We start from the raw sequence: 16,300 nt of genomic DNA, 5'->3' as shown, positions 1-16,300 counted from the left end.
TCACTTTGACGATGGCCATAGCGTCTGTGTGACGTGAATCCCGGTGAGCCGCCGTTCATTCCCGGGAAAGCCCGCGAAGACCGGGAAAGAGCCGTTTTCCGGTTCCCGGCGCGTGTGCGAGCATGAAAAGGAGCCGAGATCGAGCGCCCGGCCCGGAATGAATCCGCGGCCCCGCCGGTTGGACCCGTCGGCAAGCAGTCTCCGTACAACCCGGGAGAGATGTAGATGTCCGTATCGGACGAGACCACCACCGTCAGCGACGGCATCATCCTGACCGACGCCGCCGCGGACAAGGTCAAGACCCTGCTCGACCAGGAAGGCCGCGACGACCTCGCGCTGCGCGTCGCCGTCCAGCCCGGCGGCTGCTCCGGCCTGCGCTACCAGCTCTTCTTCGACGAGCGTTCCCTCGACGGCGACGTCGAGAAGGACTTCGGCGGTGTGAAGGTCGTCACCGACCGCATGAGCGCCCCGTACCTGGGCGGCGCCACGATCGACTTCGTGGACACGATCGAGAAGCAGGGCTTCACGATCGACAACCCCAACGCGACCGGCTCCTGCGCCTGCGGCGACTCCTTCAGCTGAGCCCGCCGGGCCGCCGCGGGCGGCAGCGGACATGACGAAGGCGGCGACCCCCTCCGACGGGGCCGCCGCCTTCGCCGTACCCGGTGGCGCTACCGCTGCGGGGGAGCCGGCAGCCGCGCGCCCTCCTTGGCCAGCGGAACGGCCTTGCCGTCCTCGCCGACGACCTTCCGGTCACCGAGCGGCTCGTCCAGCTGCACGGTCTGCTGGAACTGCTTGGCGATCAGGATGCAGACCTTGTCCGGCCACGGGGTCGACGTCACCGTGACCGTCACCTCGTCGCCCTCCTCGCTCGCCCGCACGTCGTAGTCGGCGCACACCCCGCCCGTGAAGGTCACGGTCAGCTCCGCGCCCTCGGACCGGTAGCCGTCCACCTTGACCTCGCGCGGCCCGGGCGCCTGCGTCGGCCCGTCACTCGGCCCGCTCGGCGTGGGGGAGGCCAGGTACTTCGGGTCGACCGCCGGGTACGTCACCGTGAACGGGTCCTTCGCACCCGGCGCCGTCACCTCGAACAGCCACGACGGCACCAGCGCCTGACGGCCGTCCACGAAGTGCGCGGCCAGCCCGAACACCGCGTTCTCGACCGTGACGGTGTCCTGCCGCGGAGCGCCGCTCGCCGACGAGTCGCAGGGCTGCTCCAGCCGGTCCTTGTGCGGCACGGCACTCGCGCAGCCGCCTATGCCCATGCGGTGGTCGCTCGTCGGCCGCCCTTCCATCAGCTCCAGCGCCTTCCGGGCGCTGACCACGGGGTAGGTGTCCCCCTTCACGGGGACCGCCAGCTGACCGCTGCCGGCGACGACCTCACCGTCGGACCCGACCGTGACGTCGGTCGTCCAGCCGTGCGTGGGCAGACCGCCGACCTCGGGAGCGGCGTTCACCACCCGCCGGGCGCCCATGACCTGGCTCGCGTCCTGCTTCGCGTCATCCTGACCCACCGCCTTCAGCACGGGCGCCGCGGCCTGCTTCGCCGCCGCCTCGCTCACCGGGGTGTCGTCGCTCCCCGGGGCCGTGCAGGTGTCCGTGCCCTTGCAGTTGTCGGTGCCCGGCGCGTACCGGCTGAACGTCCAGGTCCCCGGTGCCTGCCTGTTCACCTGGAGACTCGGGCCCGAACCGTCCTGACCGGCCCCGACCTTCCACGCCTCGCCCTCGGCCACCGGCGTCCCCTCGACCCCGAGGGCCTTCGCCAGCCGGGCCACGTCCGCCTTGGTGACCTCGCCCCGCGCCCGGTACACCGGGGCCTCGCCGGGGCCGCCCGGCAGCGTGCCGTCGACCCGGTAGGTGGCGCCGTAGGGGTTGGGCTCACCGGGCGCGATGCCGTTCCCGCCGCTCTCGGAGTAGCCGTCGAGCGCGAGCGGCGGGGGAGTGTCGTCCCCGCCGGGCGCGCCGGACGTCGTCCCGCCGCCCGACCCGCCCGACGCGTTGGCGGCGAGCCAGGCCCCGCCACCGCCGATCAGCAGCACGGCGGCGGCGACGGAGGCGATGATCGCGGGGGTCCGGGGACGCCCGCCACCGTGACCGACCAGGACCTCGTGGTCGCGGGGGACGTCGCTGTCCGATGCGGGAGGATTTTCCGGGGCCGCGTCGTCCCCGGCCGGCTCCGCCTCCGAGACCGGCGTGCCGTCAGGCGAGGTGGCGGAAGCCGCTGCGGGCTTGGAGCCCTCTACGGCCTTGTCGGAAGCGACCGCGGCTGTGTCGGAAACCTCTGCCTTGTCGGAAGCGTCCGCGGTCTCGTCGGAGTTGCCGGGTTCTTCACTGACAGCCTCGTCGGACTCACCGGCCTCTTGAGAACCGCGAGCCTCGGCGGCACCACCGGCCTCCTCCGAATCCCCGGCCTTGTCAGCCCCGGCAGACTCCGCGGCCCCCGCCGACGCCTCGGCCTTCGCCGAAGCCCCGGCGTCGGCCGAGCCCCGCGCCCCGGCCTCCGGGGCGTCGGCCGTGCCGGCGCCGCCCGATTCCGTGGCCTCGTCGTCGTGGTCGGGTCGCTCGGTGTTCACCGCATCGCTCCTTCGGCTGCACAGCTGTCCCATGGGACCCGGCCCGGTCGGATTCGGGCCGCTGGTGGGTCGTATCCCGCCTCCCCTTTACGGGGGACAGCGATGGGACGCAGCGGGGGAGCTCGCGGTTCCCGGGCGTGCGCCGCTCAGTCGCCGTAGTCCGACATGGCGTCGAGCAGCCGGGCCGACGCCGGGGGTACGGTCACGCCGTGGATCAGGGCCGGGGAGACCGGCCGGGAGGCGCCCCGGTCGGGAACCGCCCAGTGCGGAGCCATCCGGGCCCCGTCGCCCGGGAGCGACGCGAGGTCGCCTTCGACGTCGACGGGAGTGGGGGCCTGGACCTCGAGGTTCGTCATAGCGGCACCGTATGCACGGTCGAGTCGGCGGAGAAAGATCTACTATCGGGTAGTTTAGTTGCCTTCAGAGCGGCCCCGCCCACCCGATAGCGTGAAGCGTCAAGGTCCGCCTCCCTCAGGAGAATCCACGCCGTGCGCATCGCAGTCACCGGCTCCATCGCCACCGACCACCTCATGACCTTCCCCGGCCGCTTCGCCGACCAGCTCGTAGCGGACCAGCTGCACACGGTCTCGCTGTCGTTCCTGGTCGACAAGCTCGACGTCCGCCGCGGCGGCGTCGCCGCGAACATCGCGTTCGGCATGGGACAGCTCGGCACCCGGCCGATCCTGGTCGGCGCCGCCGGCGCGGACTTCGACGAGTACCGCGCCTGGCTGGAGCGGCACGGCGTCGACACCGACTCCGTCCGCATCTCCGACACCCTGCACACGGCCCGCTTCGTGTGCACGACCGACGCCGACCACAACCAGATCGGCTCGTTCTACACGGGCGCCATGAGCGAGGCCCGCCTCATCGAGCTGAAGACCGTCGCCGACCGGGTCGGCGGTCTCGACCTGGTCTCCATCGGCGCGGACGACCCGGAGGCCATGCTCCGCCACACCGAGGAGTGCCGCTCCCGGTCCATCCCGTTCGCCGCCGACTTCTCGCAGCAGATCGCCCGCATGGACGGCGAGGAGATCCGCATCCTGCTGGACGGGGCGACGTACCTCTTCTCCAACGAGTACGAAAAGGGCCTCATCGAGTCCAAGACCGGCTGGAGCGATGCCGAGATCCTCTCGCGGGTCGGCCACCGTGTGACCACGCTCGGCGCGCGCGGCGTGCGGATCGAGCGTGCCGGCGCGGACCCGATCGAGGTCGGCACGCCGGACGAGGAGCGCAAGGCCGACCCGACCGGTGTCGGCGACGCCTTCCGCGCCGGGTTCCTCTCGGGTCTGGCCTGGGGCGTCTCGCTGGAGCGTGCCGCGCAGGTCGGCTGCATGCTGGCGACCCTCGTCATCGAGACGGTGGGGACGCAGGAGTACCAGTTGCGCCGCGGGCACTTCATGGAGCGGTTCACCAAGGCGTACGGGGACGAGGCCGCGCAGGAGGTTCAGGCGCACCTGGCCTGAGAACCGGCTGTTCGTCTGCGGGCGCGTGGGGGCTGGTCGCGCAGCTCCCCGCGCCCCTGGGTTACTCAGCTCGCTCGGCGGATCAAGTATGCGGTTCCTTGGTCCGCCGGCTCTTCCCCCACGTACTCCTGGTCCCTCATCTCGCACCACGCCGGGATGTCCAGCCGAGCCGCCTCGTCGTCCGACAGGACCCGGACCAGGCCGCCCACCGGCACGTCGCCGATCACCTTGGCCAGCTCGATGACCGGGATCGGGCACCGCTTGCCCAAGGAGTCCACCACCAGGACGTCCTCCTCGCGGGCCACCACCGAGGCGGCCGGCGCCCCCAGCTTCTCCCGCACCGCCGCCACAGCCCCGGGAAGAACGGTCAGGAACCGCTCCACGTCCTCCTCCGCCACCCCCGCCGGCAGCGAAACCCGCACGTTCCCCTCACTCAGCACGCCCATCGCCCGCAGCACATGGCTCGGCGTCAGCGTGCTGCTCGTGCAGGACGATCCGGACGAGACGGAGAAACCCTCCCGGTCCAGCTCGTGCAGCAGCGCCTCCCCGTCGACATAGAGACAGGAGAAGGTGACCACCCCGGGCAGCCGGCGCACCGGATCGCCGACCACCTCGACGTCGGGCACCAGGTGCGGAACCCGAGCCCGGATCCGTTCCGTCAGCTCCCGCAGCCGCGCGGCCTCCGCCGCCGCCTCGGCCCGCACCGCCCGCAACGAGGCGGCCGCCGCCACGATCGCCGGGATGTTCTCGAAACCGGCCGCCCGACCCGACTCCCGCTCGTCCACCGGACCTTGCGGGGCGAACCGCACGCCCTTGCGGACGACGAGCAGCCCGACCCCGGACGGCCCGCCCCACTTGTGGGCGCTCGCCGTCAGCAACGACCAGTCCCCGTCCACCCGCGCCCACCCCAGCGACTGCGCCGCGTCCACCAGCAAGGGCACCCCGGCCGCCCGGCACACCTCGGCCACCTCGGCCACCGGCTGCTCGGTCCCCACCTCGTGGTTGGCCGACTGGAGACAGGCCAGCGCGGTGTCCGCGCGCAGGGCTTCGCCGTAAGCCGACGGCTTCACCCGTCCGGCGCGGTCCACCGGGACCTGTGTGACGGTCCCCCCGGAGGCCTCGAGAAGCTCCGCCGAATGAAGTACGGAGGAGTGTTCGACCGCTGACACGATCAGGTGGCGCCCCACCCGCCTCCGCCCGGCCAGCGCCCCGGCGATCCCCGAGTGCACGGCACGGGTTCCGGACGAGGTGAAGGCCAGCTCGTCCGGCCGGCAGCCCACCGCCTCGGCGGCGGCCTCCCGCGCCGCGTCCAGCAGGACCCGGGCCCGCCGCCCCTCCCTGTACAGGCGCGCGGGATCAGCCCACCCCTCGTCGAGCGAGGCCTGGAGGGCCTGCCGCGCGATCGGATGAAGCGGAGCAGCGGAAGCAGCATCGAAGTAACCCACACGGCAACGCTAGAACGCCGAGCGGGTCAGCGTCCCCAAGGGGCGCGGGGAACTGTGCGAACAACCACAAACCACCCGCAGCCGCCAATTCAGCGAACCCCCCGGGTGAGTAGGCACCCCTCCCCGAGAACCCCCGGAGGGCGTCGGCTAGGGTTTGGTCCGCATAAACATCCAAACCCCTGCCCGACGCAGGGCGGCGACCGACCAGCGAGAAGGCCAGGCCGCAGCCGATCCGCGCGGGCGAGACTCTCGGGAAGGCGCTACGTGAGTCCCAACGGCTCCGACCGCTCGCCGCGGCGCCCGATGCGGCGGAAGCTGCTGCAGGCACTGACCGCGGGCCTGGTCTTGGCGACAGCCACCGGTTGCTCGTACAACTGGGAAGACTTCCCCCGCCTTGGTATGCCCACCCCGACCACGGAAGAGGCTCCGCGGATCCTCTCCCTGTGGCAGGGGTCCTGGGCGGCTGCGCTCGCCGTCGGCGTGCTGGTGTGGGGTCTGATCCTGTGGAGTGCTTTCTTCCACCGGCGCAGCCGCACCAAGGTCGAGGTTCCTCCGCAGACCCGGTACAACATGCCCATCGAGGCGCTGTACACGGTCGTCCCGCTCATCATCGTCTCGGTGCTGTTCTACTTCACCGCCCGCGACGAGTCCGAGCTGCTCAGCCTCAAGAAGAAGCCGGACGTCACGGTGAACGTGGTCGGCTTCCAGTGGAGCTGGTGCTTCAACTACATCGAGCCGGTCGCCGGTTCGACGGGTGACGCCAAGAAGGCCCCGGAGCTGGACGCGATCCCGGACCGGTTCAAGGAGGACTTCCCGGCAGGCGCCGGCGGCGTCCACGACTGCGGCACCCCCGGCACGCGGAACCCGCAGAACGGCAACCCGGGCCCGACCCTGTGGCTGCCCAAGGGCAAGACGGTCCGCTTCGTCCTCACCTCGCGTGACGTCATCCACTCCTTCTGGGTGGTGCCGTTCCTGATGAAGCAGGACGTCATCCCGGGCCACACCAACGCCTTCGAGGTGACCCCCAACAAGGAGGGCACCTTCATGGGCAAGTGCGCCGAGCTCTGCGGCGTCGACCACTCTCGGATGCTGTTCAACGTGAAGGTGGTCTCCCCCGAGCGCTACGAGCAGCACCTCAAGGACCTCGTGGACAAGCAGCAGAACGGTTACGTTCCTGCCGGCATCGCGCAGACGAGCCACGAGAAGAACCGGGAGACGAACAACCTGTGAGCATCCTCAACGAACCCCAGGGTGCCGCGGCGGCAGGGTCCCACTACCAGGACGAGCTGCCGGTCCGGCGCCAGAACCGCGGCAGTGTCGTGGTCAAGTGGCTGACGACGACGGACCACAAGACGATCGGCACGCTGTACCTGGCGACGTCGTTCGCGTTCTTCGTCATCGGTGGCGTGATGGCGCTGTTCATGCGCGCCGAGCTCGCCCGGCCTGGTCTGCAGATCATGTCGAACGAGCAGTTCAACCAGGCGTTCACGATGCACGGCACGATCATGCTGCTGATGTTCGCGACGCCGCTGTTCGCGGGCTTCGCGAACTGGATCATGCCGCTGCAGATCGGCGCGCCGGACGTGGCGTTCCCGCGGCTGAACATGTTCGCCTACTGGCTGTACCTGTTCGGCTCGCTCATCGCGGTGGGCGGCTTCCTCACCCCGCAGGGCGCGGCCGACTTCGGCTGGTTCGCCTACAGCCCGCTCTCGGACGCGGTCCGCTCGCCGGGCATCGGCGCCGACATGTGGATCATGGGTCTGGCCTTCTCCGGCTTCGGCACCATCCTCGGCTCGGTCAACTTCATCACCACGATCATCTGCATGCGCGCCCCGGGCATGACGATGTTCCGCATGCCGATCTTCACCTGGAACGTGCTGCTGACCGGTGTGCTGGTCCTGCTGGCCTTCCCGGTCCTGGCCGCGGCCCTGTTCGCCCTGGAGGCGGACCGCAAGTTCGGCGCCCACGTCTTCGACTCCGCCAACGGCGGCGCGTTGCTGTGGCAACACCTCTTCTGGTTCTTCGGCCATCCAGAGGTGTACATCATCGCCCTGCCGTTCTTCGGCATCATCAGTGAGGTCATCCCGGTCTTCTCCCGCAAGCCGATGTTCGGTTACACGGGTCTGATCGGCGCGACCATCGCGATCGCGGGTCTGTCCGTGACGGTGTGGGCGCACCACATGTACGTCACCGGCGGTGTGCTGCTGCCGTTCTTCTCCTTCATGACGTTCCTCATCGCGGTCCCGACCGGTGTGAAGTTCTTCAACTGGATCGGCACGATGTGGAAGGGCTCGCTGTCCTTCGAGACGCCGATGCTCTGGGCGACCGGCTTCCTGATCACCTTCACCTTCGGTGGTCTGACCGGTGTCATCCTGGCCTCGCCGCCGATGGACTTCCACGTCTCCGACTCGTACTTCGTGGTGGCCCACTTCCACTACGTCGTCTTCGGCACCGTGGTCTTCGCGATGTTCTCCGGCTTCCACTTCTGGTGGCCGAAGTGGACCGGCAAGATGCTCGACGAGCGCCTCGGCAAGATCACCTTCTGGACGCTGTTCATCGGCTTCCACGGCACGTTCCTCGTCCAGCACTGGCTGGGCGCCGAGGGCATGCCGCGCCGTTACGCCGACTACCTGGCGGCCGACGGCTTCACCGCGCTGAACACGATCTCGACGATCAGCTCGTTCCTGCTCGGCATGTCGATCCTGCCGTTCTTCTACAACGTCTGGAAGACGGCCAAGTACGGCAAGCCGGTCGGCGTCGACGACCCGTGGGGCTACGGCCGCTCCCTGGAGTGGGCCACCTCCTGCCCGCCGCCGCGGCACAACTTCATCACCATGCCGCGGATCCGCAGTGAATCCCCGGCGTTCGACCTGCACCACCCGGAGATCGCCGCCCTCGACCAGCTCGAGAACGTGGGCCACGGCGACAAGGCTCTGGCTGGCGGCAAGGAGGCCGGCAAGTGAAGATCCAGGGCAAGATGTTCATGTGGCTGAGCGCCTTCGTGCTCGTCATGGCGGTCGTCTATGGCGTGTGGTCGAAGGAGCCGGCCGGTACCACGGCCCTCTTCCTGGCCTTCGGCCTGTGCATCATGATCGGCTTCTACCTCGGCTTCACGGCCAAGCGGGTGGACGTCGGCGCACAGGACAACAAGGAGGCGGACGTCGCGGACGACGCCGGCGAGGTCGGGTTCTTCAGCCCGCACAGCTGGCAGCCGCTCTCCCTGGCCATCGGTGGCGCCCTGGCCTTCCTGGCCGTCGCCATCGGCTGGTGGCTGATGTACTTCTCGCTGCCGATCATCCTGATCGGCATCTGGGGCTGGGTCTTCGAGTACTACCGCGGTGAGAACCGCACCCAGTAACACACGCCGAGCGCATCAAGGGCCCGGACACTCCGTGGGGAGGGTCCGGGCCCTGCTTGTGCCGCAATCTTTGTCACTCGTACGAGTCTCCCGGCGTGCCGCCATTGACGCGGCTTCCTAGCGTGAGGTCATGAGCCTCACAGCGATCTCCCGCCCCCGCACCGCCGTCAGCTGCACACTGCTGGTGATAGCCCTCTGCGCGGGCGTCACCGCCTGCGGCTCGGACGGCAACCCGCTCTCCGCCCGCCCCTACGACGCGGCGGACCAGATCTCCTTCAACGCCCCCACCGAGGGCCGCAAGAAGGCCGACCCGGACAAGCCCCTGGAAGTGGTCGCCGAGGACTCCGACGGGCGCATCACGGACGTCACGGCCTACGACGCCTCCGGACGCCACGTGGCCGGCGAACTCGCCGCCGACGGAGGCCGCTGGCACAGCACCTCACCGCTCGCCGCCAACGCCAGCTACACGGTCCGCGTGAGCACCGAGGACGAGGACGGCGCACCCGGCCGCAAGGTCCTCACCTTCGACACCGGCAAGCCCGCCACCAAGAAGCGCCTGGACGTCACCTTCGGCCCCAAGAAGGGCACCTACGGCGTCGGCCAGCCCATCACGGCCGAGCTGAGCCAGCCGGTCCAGGACCGGGCCCAGCGGGCCGTCGTCGAACGCGCCCTCAAGGTCTCCTCCACGCCCGCCACGGACGGCGCCTGGCACTGGGTGGACGACAAGAAGCTCCACTACCGCCCCAAGGAGTACTGGCCCACGCAGGCCACCATCCAGGTCCGCAGCAACCTGCAGGGCATCAAGATCGGCGACCGCATGTGGGGCGGCAAGGCCAAGCCGCTGACCATCACCACGGCCGACAAGGTCATCGCCGTCACGGACGCCGCCGCCCACCAGATGACCGTCTACAAGAACGACGAGATCGTCCGCCAGATACCGGTCACCACGGGCATGCCCGGCTACGACACGCGCAACGGCGTCAAGGTCATCCTGGCCAAGGAGGGCACCGTCCGCATGACCAGCGCCAGCATCGGCGCCTCGGACTTCTACGACCTGATCGTGCACCACTCGGTCCGCGTCACCAACAGCGGCGAGTACGTCCACGCCGCCCCCTGGTCCGTCGGCTCCCAGGGCTACGCCAACGTCAGCCACGGCTGCACCGGCATGAGCACCGCGAACGCCGCGTGGTTCTACGAGAACGTCCGCGAGGGCGACATCGTCAAGGTCATCAACTCCGCCGGCGACACGATGGCGCCCTTCGGCAACGGCTACGGCGACTGGAACCTCGACTGGTCGAAGTGGCGCACCGGCAGCGCCCTCATCGGCGGCACCCCCGAGGGCCCCACCCCGGCGGACAGGGCCCGTCTACGCCCTCAGAGCGTCTGACCCAAGGGGCGCGGGGCTGTATCGGATATGCGGCTCCGCCGCGTGGGCGCGAACAACCCCCACGCACCCGCAGGTCGCCACACAACCGGACGTCCCGGGCTTCTAGGCGTTCAAAGCCGCCTTCTCCCGCAACAGGGACGCCAGCGCGGCGGCGAACTCCACCGGCTCCACCGGCAACGTCACCGCCGCCTCCGCCCGGCTCCACGTCGCCAGCCACGCGTCCTGCGGCCGCCCGATCAGCAGCAGCACCGGCGGACAGTCGAACACCTCGTCCTTGATCTGCCGGCAGACCCCCATGCCTCCCATCGGCACGGCCTCGCCGTCCAGCACACAGACGTCGATCCCACCCCGGTCCAGCTCCTTGACCACCGCCCCCGGAGTCGCACACTCCACGAACTCCACCACGGGAACGTCCGGCGCCGGCCGCCGTCCCGTGGCGAGCCGCACCTGCTCGCGGGTGTTGGAGTCGTCGCTGTAGACCAGCACCGTGGCGGTCGGCTGCATTGTTCCTCCGTGACGTCAGCGTCGTAAGGACAGGCCCGTTGGGCCGGATGCTACTCCCTTGAACACCACGTCAACAGCGGTACGACCGGCGAAGACACTCCGAACGGCACCCCCCGGAGTGAGGGCGGGATAAGCGACCGACATAATGTCGGTCGTGGCGACAGCAACGACAGTAGAAACCGGGCACGCGCACCCGTCGGTCAACCGGCCGAACCTCACCAGCGTCGGAACCATCATCTGGTTGAGTTCCGAGCTGATGTTCTTCGCGGCCCTCTTCGCGATGTACTTCACCCTGCGATCGGTGACCGGTCCTGACTTCTGGCATGAGAAGGCCGACGCCCTGAACTTCCCGTTCTCGGCGACGAACACCACGATCCTGGTGCTCTCCTCCCTCACCTGCCAGCTCGGCGTCTTCGCCGCCGAGCGCGGTGACGTGAAGAAGCTCCGGATGTGGTTCATCGTCACCTTCATCATGGGTGCGATCTTCATCGGCGGTCAGGTCTTCGAGTACACCGAGCTGGTCAAGCACGAGGGCCTGTCGCTCTCGTCCGACCCGTACGGCTCGGTCTTCTACCTGACCACCGGCTTCCACGGCCTGCACGTGACGGGCGGTCTCATCGCCTTCCTGCTGGTCCTGGGCCGGACATACGCGGCCCGGAGGTTCACCCACGAGCAGGCGACCGCCGCGATCGTCGTGTCCTACTACTGGCACTTCGTCGATGTCGTCTGGATCGGCCTCTTCGCCACGATCTACATGATCAAGTAGCAGGGCCAGCATCCGCGCGTGCTCGACGAAGCGCGCATCCCAGAAGCATCGACGCAGAAGATCCTGACACCGGGGTAATCCGTGAAAAAGCTCTCCGCACGACGACGCCATCCGATGGCGGCGCTCGTCGTCCTACTCCTCGCGCTGTGCTTCAGCGGGGGGCTGTACGCCGTGTTCGCGCCCACGAGCAAGGCCGAGGCCGACACAACCGCCCAGTCCCTCGCCATCGAGGAGGGCAAGAAGCTCTACTCGGTCGGCTGCGCCAGTTGCCACGGCACCGGCGGTCAGGGCACCTCCGACGGGCCGAGCCTGGTGGGCGTGGGCGCCGCGTCCGTCGACTTCCAGGTGGGCACGGGCCGTATGCCGGCCGCCACCTCGCAGGGCCCGCAGGTCCCGAAGAAGAAGAACATCTACACCCAGGCCGAGATCGACCAGCTCGCGGCGTACATCGCCTCGCTGGGTGCCGGTCCGTCCATCCCGACGAAGGACCAGTACAGCCCCGAGGGCGCGGACATCGCCAAGGGCGGTGAGCTGTTCCGCACCAACTGCGCGCAGTGCCACAACTTCACGGGCAAGGGTGGCGCCCTGACGCACGGCAAGTACGCGCCGAGCCTGGAGGGCGTCTCCGAGAAGCACATCTACGAGGCCATGCAGACCGGCCCGCAGAACATGCCGTCCTTCCCCGACACCACGCTGTCGGAGAAGAACAAGAAGGACATCATCGCGTACCTCGACGCGGTCAACAGCGAGAAGACCGAGAGCCCCGGCGGCCTCGAGCTGGGCGGTCTCGGACCGGTCAGTGAAGGCCTGTTCGGCTGGGTCTTCGGTCTCGGCGGGCTGATCGCCGTCGCCGTGTGGGTCGCCGCCCGGACCGCAAAGGCCAAGAAGTCATGAGTAGCCAAGACATTCCAGAAGAGAACCTGCCTGCCGCGCAGTCCGCAGGGCATGACGAGCACGGGCACGGCGCGGTGAGCGTCGCGGACGACAAGCACCCGTTCGCCGACCCGGGCCTGCCGCCCCACGAGCACCGGATCCAGGACGTCGACGAGCGGGCCGCCAAGCGGTCCGAGCGCTCGGTCGCCCTGATGTTCACGGTGTCGATGCTGGCCACCATCGCCTTCATCGCCGCGTTCGTGGCGATCCCGGTCGACAAGTCGGTCTACATCTTCCCGCTCGGCCACATCAGCGCCCTGAACTTCGCGCTGGGCATGACGCTCGGCATCGCGCTGTTCTGCATCGGCGCGGGCGCCGTCCACTGGGCGCGCACCCTGATGTCGGACGTGGAGATCGCCGACGAGCGGCACCCGATCGAGGCGGAGCCCGAGGTCCGCGAGAAGGTCTTCGCGGACTTCAAGCAGGGCGCCAAGGAGTCGGCGCTCGGCCGCCGCAAGCTGATCCGCAACACCATGCTCGGCGCGCTCACGCTGGTGCCGCTCTCCGGCGTCGTGCTGCTGCGCGACCTCGGCCCGCTGCCCGGCACCAAGCTCCGCCACACGCTGTGGTCCAAGGGCAAGCTGCTCGTGAACATGAACACGAACCAGCCGCTGCGCCCCTCGGATGTCGCGGTCGGTTCGCTGACCTTCGCCAAGCCCGAGGGCCTGGAGGAGCACGACCACGAGTTCCAGAACGAGATCGCCAAGGCCGCCCTGATGATCGTCCGGATCCAGCCGGAGAACATCAAGGACAAGCGCGAACTCGAGTGGTCGCACGAGGGCATCGTCGCGTACTCGAAGATCTGCACCCACGTCGGTTGCCCGATCTCCCTGTACGAGCAGCAGACGCACCACGTGCTCTGCCCCTGCCACCAGTCCACCTTCGACCTCTCCGACGGTGCCCGAGTGATCTTCGGTCCCGCCGGTCACGCCCTGCCGCAGCTCCGCATCGGCGTGAACGACGAGGGCTATCTTCAGGCGCTCGGCGACTTCGACGAGCCCGTCGGCCCTGCTTTCTGGGAGCGCGGATGAGCACTGCACAGACACGCCGCAAGGCGCCCGCCGGAGAGCGGGTCGCCGACTGGGCCGACGGCCGCCTGGGGATCTACTCCCTGGCCAAGGCCAACATGCGCAAGATCTTCCCGGACCACTGGTCCTTCATGCTGGGTGAGATCTGCCTCTACAGCTTCATCATCATCATCCTGACGGGTGTGTACCTGACGCTGTTCTTCCACCCGTCGATGAACGAGGTGGAGTACCACGGCAGTTACGTCCCGCTCCAGGGGCAGCTGATGTCGGAGGCGTTCGCCTCCACGCTGGACATCAGCTTCGACGTGCGCGGTGGTCTGCTCATCCGGCAGATCCACCACTGGGCGGCGATCATCTTCCTCGCCGGCATGTTCGTGCACATGATGCGCGTCTTCTTCACGGGCGCGTTCCGCAAGCCGCGCGAGATCAACTGGCTGTTCGGCTTCCTGCTGTTCGTCCTGGGCATGTTCACCGGCTTCACCGGCTACTCCCTCCCGGACGACCTGCTCTCCGGCACCGGTGTCCGCTTCACCCAGGGCGCCATCCTGTCCGTGCCGATCGTCGGCACGTACATCTCGATGTTCCTGTTCGGCGGGGAGTTCCCGGGCACCGACTTCGTCGCCCGGTTCTACTCGATCCACATCCTGCTGCTGCCGGGCATCATGCTCGGGCTCGTGGTCGGCCACCTGATCCTGGTCTTCTACCACAAGCACACGCAGTTCGCGGGTCCCGGCCGCACCAACAAGAACGTCGTCGGCATGCCGCTGCTGCCGGTCTACATGGCCAAGGCCGGAGGCTTCTTCTTCCTGGTCTTCGGTGTCATCGCGGCCCTCGCCGGCATCGCGACCGTCAACCCGATCTGGGTCCTCGGCCCCTACCGGCCCGACCAGGTGTCGACCGGTGCCCAGCCCGACTGGTACATGGGCTTCGCCGAGGGTCTGGTCCGCGCCATGCCCGGCTGGGAGATCAACTTCTGGGGCCACACGCTCGTCCTGGGCGTGTTCATCCCGCTGGTGCTCTTCGGCCTGTTCCTCGCGATCATCGCCCTGTACCCGTTCATCGAGTCCTGGGTCACCGGGGACAAGCGCGAGCACCACATCCTGGACCGGCCGCGCAACGCCCCGACGCGCACCGCCTTCGGTGTCGCCTGGGTCACCGGCTACATGATCATGCTGATCGGTGGTGGCAACGACATCGTCGCCACGCACTTCCACCTGTCGATCAACGCGGTCACCTGGTTCGTCCGGATCGGCTTCTTCGTCGGCCCGGTCATCGCCTTCATCGTCACCAAGCGGATCTGCCTCGGCCTGCAGCGCCGGGACAAGGAGAAGGTGCTGCACGGCCGCGAGTCGGGCATCATCAAGCGCCTGCCGCACGGTGAGTTCATCGAGGTGCACGAGCCGCTCAGCCAGGAGCAGATGTACACGCTCACGGCGCACGAGCAGTACCAGCCGGTCGAACTCGGCCCGACGGTCGACGAGAACGGTGTCGAGCGCAAGCTGAAGGGCTCCGAGAAGCTGCGCGCCAAGCTCAGCGACGCCTACTACGGCGAGGGCGCCCAGATTCCGAAGCCGACCGCCGAGGAGTACCGGGAGATCACGAGCGGCCACGGCCACCACTGATCACTGCGTCGCCACGCCACGCGAGGGGCCCCGTCCGAACACCGGACGGGGCCCCTCGTCGTGCCCCGGGGCTGGATAGGGTGGACCTCGTTGAGACTCTCGTCCCGTAGTGCGGGACGCCTGATCCTGGAGCGGCTTATGAGCGCTGTGACCCCCGCTGGAGGCGACACCGCGGCGGGCCGCTCCTGGCCCCTGCTGTTGAACGGCCTGCTGGAAGGCCGGGACCTGACCGCCGACGACACCGCCTGGGCGATGGACCTGATCATGCGCGGAGAGGCGACGGACGCGCAGATCGCCGGGTTCGTGGTGGCGCTGCGCGCCAAGGGCGAGACGGTCGAGGAGATCGCCGGGTTCGTCCGGGCGATGTACGAGCACGCCAACGTCATCGAGGTGCCGGGCCCGGCGGTCGACATCGTCGGCACGGGCGGCGACGGCGCGAAGACCGTCAACATCTCCACGATGTCGGCGATCGTCGTCGCCGGCACGGGCGCGAAGGTCGTCAAGCACGGCAACCGCGCCGCGTCCTCGGCCTCCGGCGCCTCGGATGTCCTGGAGAAGCTCGGCGTCAACCTGGAGCTGCCGACGCACCGGGTGGCCGGGGTCGCGGAGGAGGCCGGGATCACCTTCTGCTTCGCGGCGAAGTTCCACCCGTCGATGCGGTACGCGGGCGCGGCCCGTGGCCAGTTGGGCATCCGGACGATCTTCAACGTCCTCGGTCCGCTGACCAACCCCGCGAAGGTGAGAGCCCAGGCCGTCGGTGTGGCCGACCCGCGCATGGCGCCGATCGTCGCCGGCGTCTTCGCCGAGCGCGGCCACTCGTCCCTGGTCTTCCGCGGCGACGACGGCCTCGACGAGCTGACCACCACGGCCACGTCGCGGGTCTGGGTCGTCCGGGACGGCAAGGTCACCGAGGAGGCCTTCGACCCGCGCGAGGTCGGCATCGAGCTGGTCCCGGTCGAGGCGCTGCGGGGCGCGGACGCCTCCTACAACGCCGAGGTCGCCCGCCGGCTGCTGGACGGCGAGAGGGGCCCGGTCCGGGACGCCGTGCTGCTGAACTCGGCGGCGGCGCTGGTGGCGCTGGAGCCGGGCCCGGGGACGCTGGCCGAGCAGATCGGCGCGGGCATGGCGAAGGCGGCCGAGTCGATCGACTCCGGGGCCGCCAAGCGGACCCTGGAGCGGTGGGTGGCCGCCAGCAACCAGTAGACGGGCACGACGTACGGC

The 16,300-nt window shown here is 69.2% G+C and carries 15 protein-coding genes; 11 read left to right on the top strand and 4 right to left on the bottom strand.

Annotation, left to right across the window (positions count from 1 at the left end):
• Positions 1-225: 225 nt before the first annotated feature.
• Positions 226-582 (top strand): HesB/IscA family protein, encoded by a 357-nt coding sequence (locus tag ABZ948_RS02940; protein WP_003989692.1) that lies wholly within the window; start codon positions 226-228, stop codon positions 580-582.
• Positions 583-671: 89 nt separating this feature from the next.
• On the opposite strand, the gene ABZ948_RS02935 is transcribed toward ABZ948_RS02940, so the two are convergent.
• Positions 672-2,573 carry a hypothetical protein gene (locus ABZ948_RS02935; RefSeq protein WP_359756660.1) on the bottom strand — a complete coding sequence of 634 codons (1,902 nt, stop codon included), beginning with the start codon at positions 2,571-2,573 and terminating at the stop codon, positions 672-674.
• Between the two features lie 146 nt (positions 2,574-2,719).
• The gene (locus ABZ948_RS02930; RefSeq protein WP_359756658.1) at positions 2,720-2,929 is read right to left on the bottom strand and encodes a hypothetical protein; all 210 of its coding nucleotides are present in this window, start codon (positions 2,927-2,929) and stop codon (positions 2,720-2,722) included.
• Between the two features lie 132 nt (positions 2,930-3,061).
• On the opposite strand from ABZ948_RS02930, the gene ABZ948_RS02925 reads away from it, so the two are divergent.
• The gene (locus ABZ948_RS02925; RefSeq protein WP_359756656.1) at positions 3,062-4,036 is read left to right on the top strand and encodes a carbohydrate kinase family protein; all 975 of its coding nucleotides are present in this window, start codon (positions 3,062-3,064) and stop codon (positions 4,034-4,036) included.
• A gap of 65 nt (positions 4,037-4,101) precedes the next feature.
• On the opposite strand, the gene ABZ948_RS02920 is transcribed toward ABZ948_RS02925, so the two are convergent.
• A complete protein-coding gene (locus ABZ948_RS02920) occupies positions 4,102-5,481 on the bottom strand; it encodes a cysteine desulfurase/sulfurtransferase TusA family protein (RefSeq protein ID WP_359756654.1) in 1,380 nt (459 codons plus the stop codon).
• Between the two features lie 264 nt (positions 5,482-5,745).
• Between ABZ948_RS02920 and ctaC the strand changes: the two genes are divergently transcribed.
• The 4 genes from ctaC to ABZ948_RS02900 all read left to right on the top strand — a co-directional run bounded on the left by ctaC (position 5,746) and on the right by ABZ948_RS02900 (position 10,226).
• Positions 5,746-6,711: an aa3-type cytochrome oxidase subunit II gene (ctaC, locus tag ABZ948_RS02915; RefSeq protein WP_359756652.1), complete on the top strand. Its 966-nt coding sequence runs from the start codon at positions 5,746-5,748 to the stop codon at positions 6,709-6,711.
• The gene (gene ctaD, locus ABZ948_RS02910; RefSeq protein ID WP_359756650.1) at positions 6,708-8,444 is read left to right on the top strand and encodes an aa3-type cytochrome oxidase subunit I; all 1,737 of its coding nucleotides are present in this window, start codon (positions 6,708-6,710) and stop codon (positions 8,442-8,444) included. The genes ctaC and ctaD overlap by 4 nt, the downstream gene beginning before the upstream one ends.
• Positions 8,441-8,839 carry a cytochrome c oxidase subunit 4 gene (locus ABZ948_RS02905; RefSeq protein WP_359756648.1) on the top strand — a complete coding sequence of 133 codons (399 nt, stop codon included), beginning with the start codon at positions 8,441-8,443 and terminating at the stop codon, positions 8,837-8,839. The genes ctaD and ABZ948_RS02905 overlap by 4 nt, the downstream gene beginning before the upstream one ends.
• A 130-nt stretch (positions 8,840-8,969) precedes the next feature.
• Positions 8,970-10,226 (top strand): L,D-transpeptidase, encoded by a 1,257-nt coding sequence (locus ABZ948_RS02900; RefSeq protein ID WP_359756646.1) that lies wholly within the window; start codon positions 8,970-8,972, stop codon positions 10,224-10,226.
• A gap of 102 nt (positions 10,227-10,328) precedes the next feature.
• On the opposite strand, the gene ABZ948_RS02895 is transcribed toward ABZ948_RS02900, so the two are convergent.
• Positions 10,329-10,730, bottom strand: coding sequence for a response regulator (locus ABZ948_RS02895; RefSeq protein ID WP_359756644.1), 402 nt, complete (start codon positions 10,728-10,730; stop codon positions 10,329-10,331).
• A 145-nt stretch (positions 10,731-10,875) separates the two neighbouring features.
• Here ABZ948_RS02895 and ctaE point away from each other — a divergent pair, with 145 nt between their 5' ends.
• The 5 genes from ctaE (at position 10,876) to trpD (ending at position 16,282) form a co-directional block, all read left to right on the top strand.
• Positions 10,876-11,496: an aa3-type cytochrome oxidase subunit III gene (gene ctaE, locus ABZ948_RS02890; RefSeq protein ID WP_031115828.1), complete on the top strand. Its 621-nt coding sequence runs from the start codon at positions 10,876-10,878 to the stop codon at positions 11,494-11,496.
• A gap of 81 nt (positions 11,497-11,577) precedes the next feature.
• Complete coding sequence (gene qcrC / locus ABZ948_RS02885; RefSeq protein WP_359756642.1) at positions 11,578-12,390, top strand: cytochrome bc1 complex diheme cytochrome c subunit; 813 nt, start codon at positions 11,578-11,580, stop codon at positions 12,388-12,390.
• The gene (gene qcrA, locus ABZ948_RS02880; protein ID WP_359756640.1) at positions 12,387-13,460 is read left to right on the top strand and encodes a cytochrome bc1 complex Rieske iron-sulfur subunit; all 1,074 of its coding nucleotides are present in this window, start codon (positions 12,387-12,389) and stop codon (positions 13,458-13,460) included. Before qcrC ends, qcrA begins: the two co-directional genes overlap by 4 nt.
• The gene (gene qcrB / locus ABZ948_RS02875; protein WP_359756638.1) at positions 13,457-15,079 is read left to right on the top strand and encodes a cytochrome bc1 complex cytochrome b subunit; all 1,623 of its coding nucleotides are present in this window, start codon (positions 13,457-13,459) and stop codon (positions 15,077-15,079) included. The genes qcrA and qcrB overlap by 4 nt, the downstream gene beginning before the upstream one ends.
• A gap of 138 nt (positions 15,080-15,217) precedes the next feature.
• A complete protein-coding gene (gene trpD / locus ABZ948_RS02870; protein ID WP_359756636.1) occupies positions 15,218-16,282 on the top strand; it encodes an anthranilate phosphoribosyltransferase in 1,065 nt (354 codons plus the stop codon).
• The last annotated feature ends 18 nt before the right edge of the window (positions 16,283-16,300 follow it).

Source organism: Streptomyces olindensis (assembly GCF_040645895.1).
In the GTDB taxonomy this organism is placed as follows: domain Bacteria; phylum Actinomycetota; class Actinomycetes; order Streptomycetales; family Streptomycetaceae; genus Streptomyces; species Streptomyces olindensis.
The sequence above is the reverse complement of the archived record's forward strand: the minus strand, read 5'-3'. Positions and strand labels throughout refer to the sequence as shown.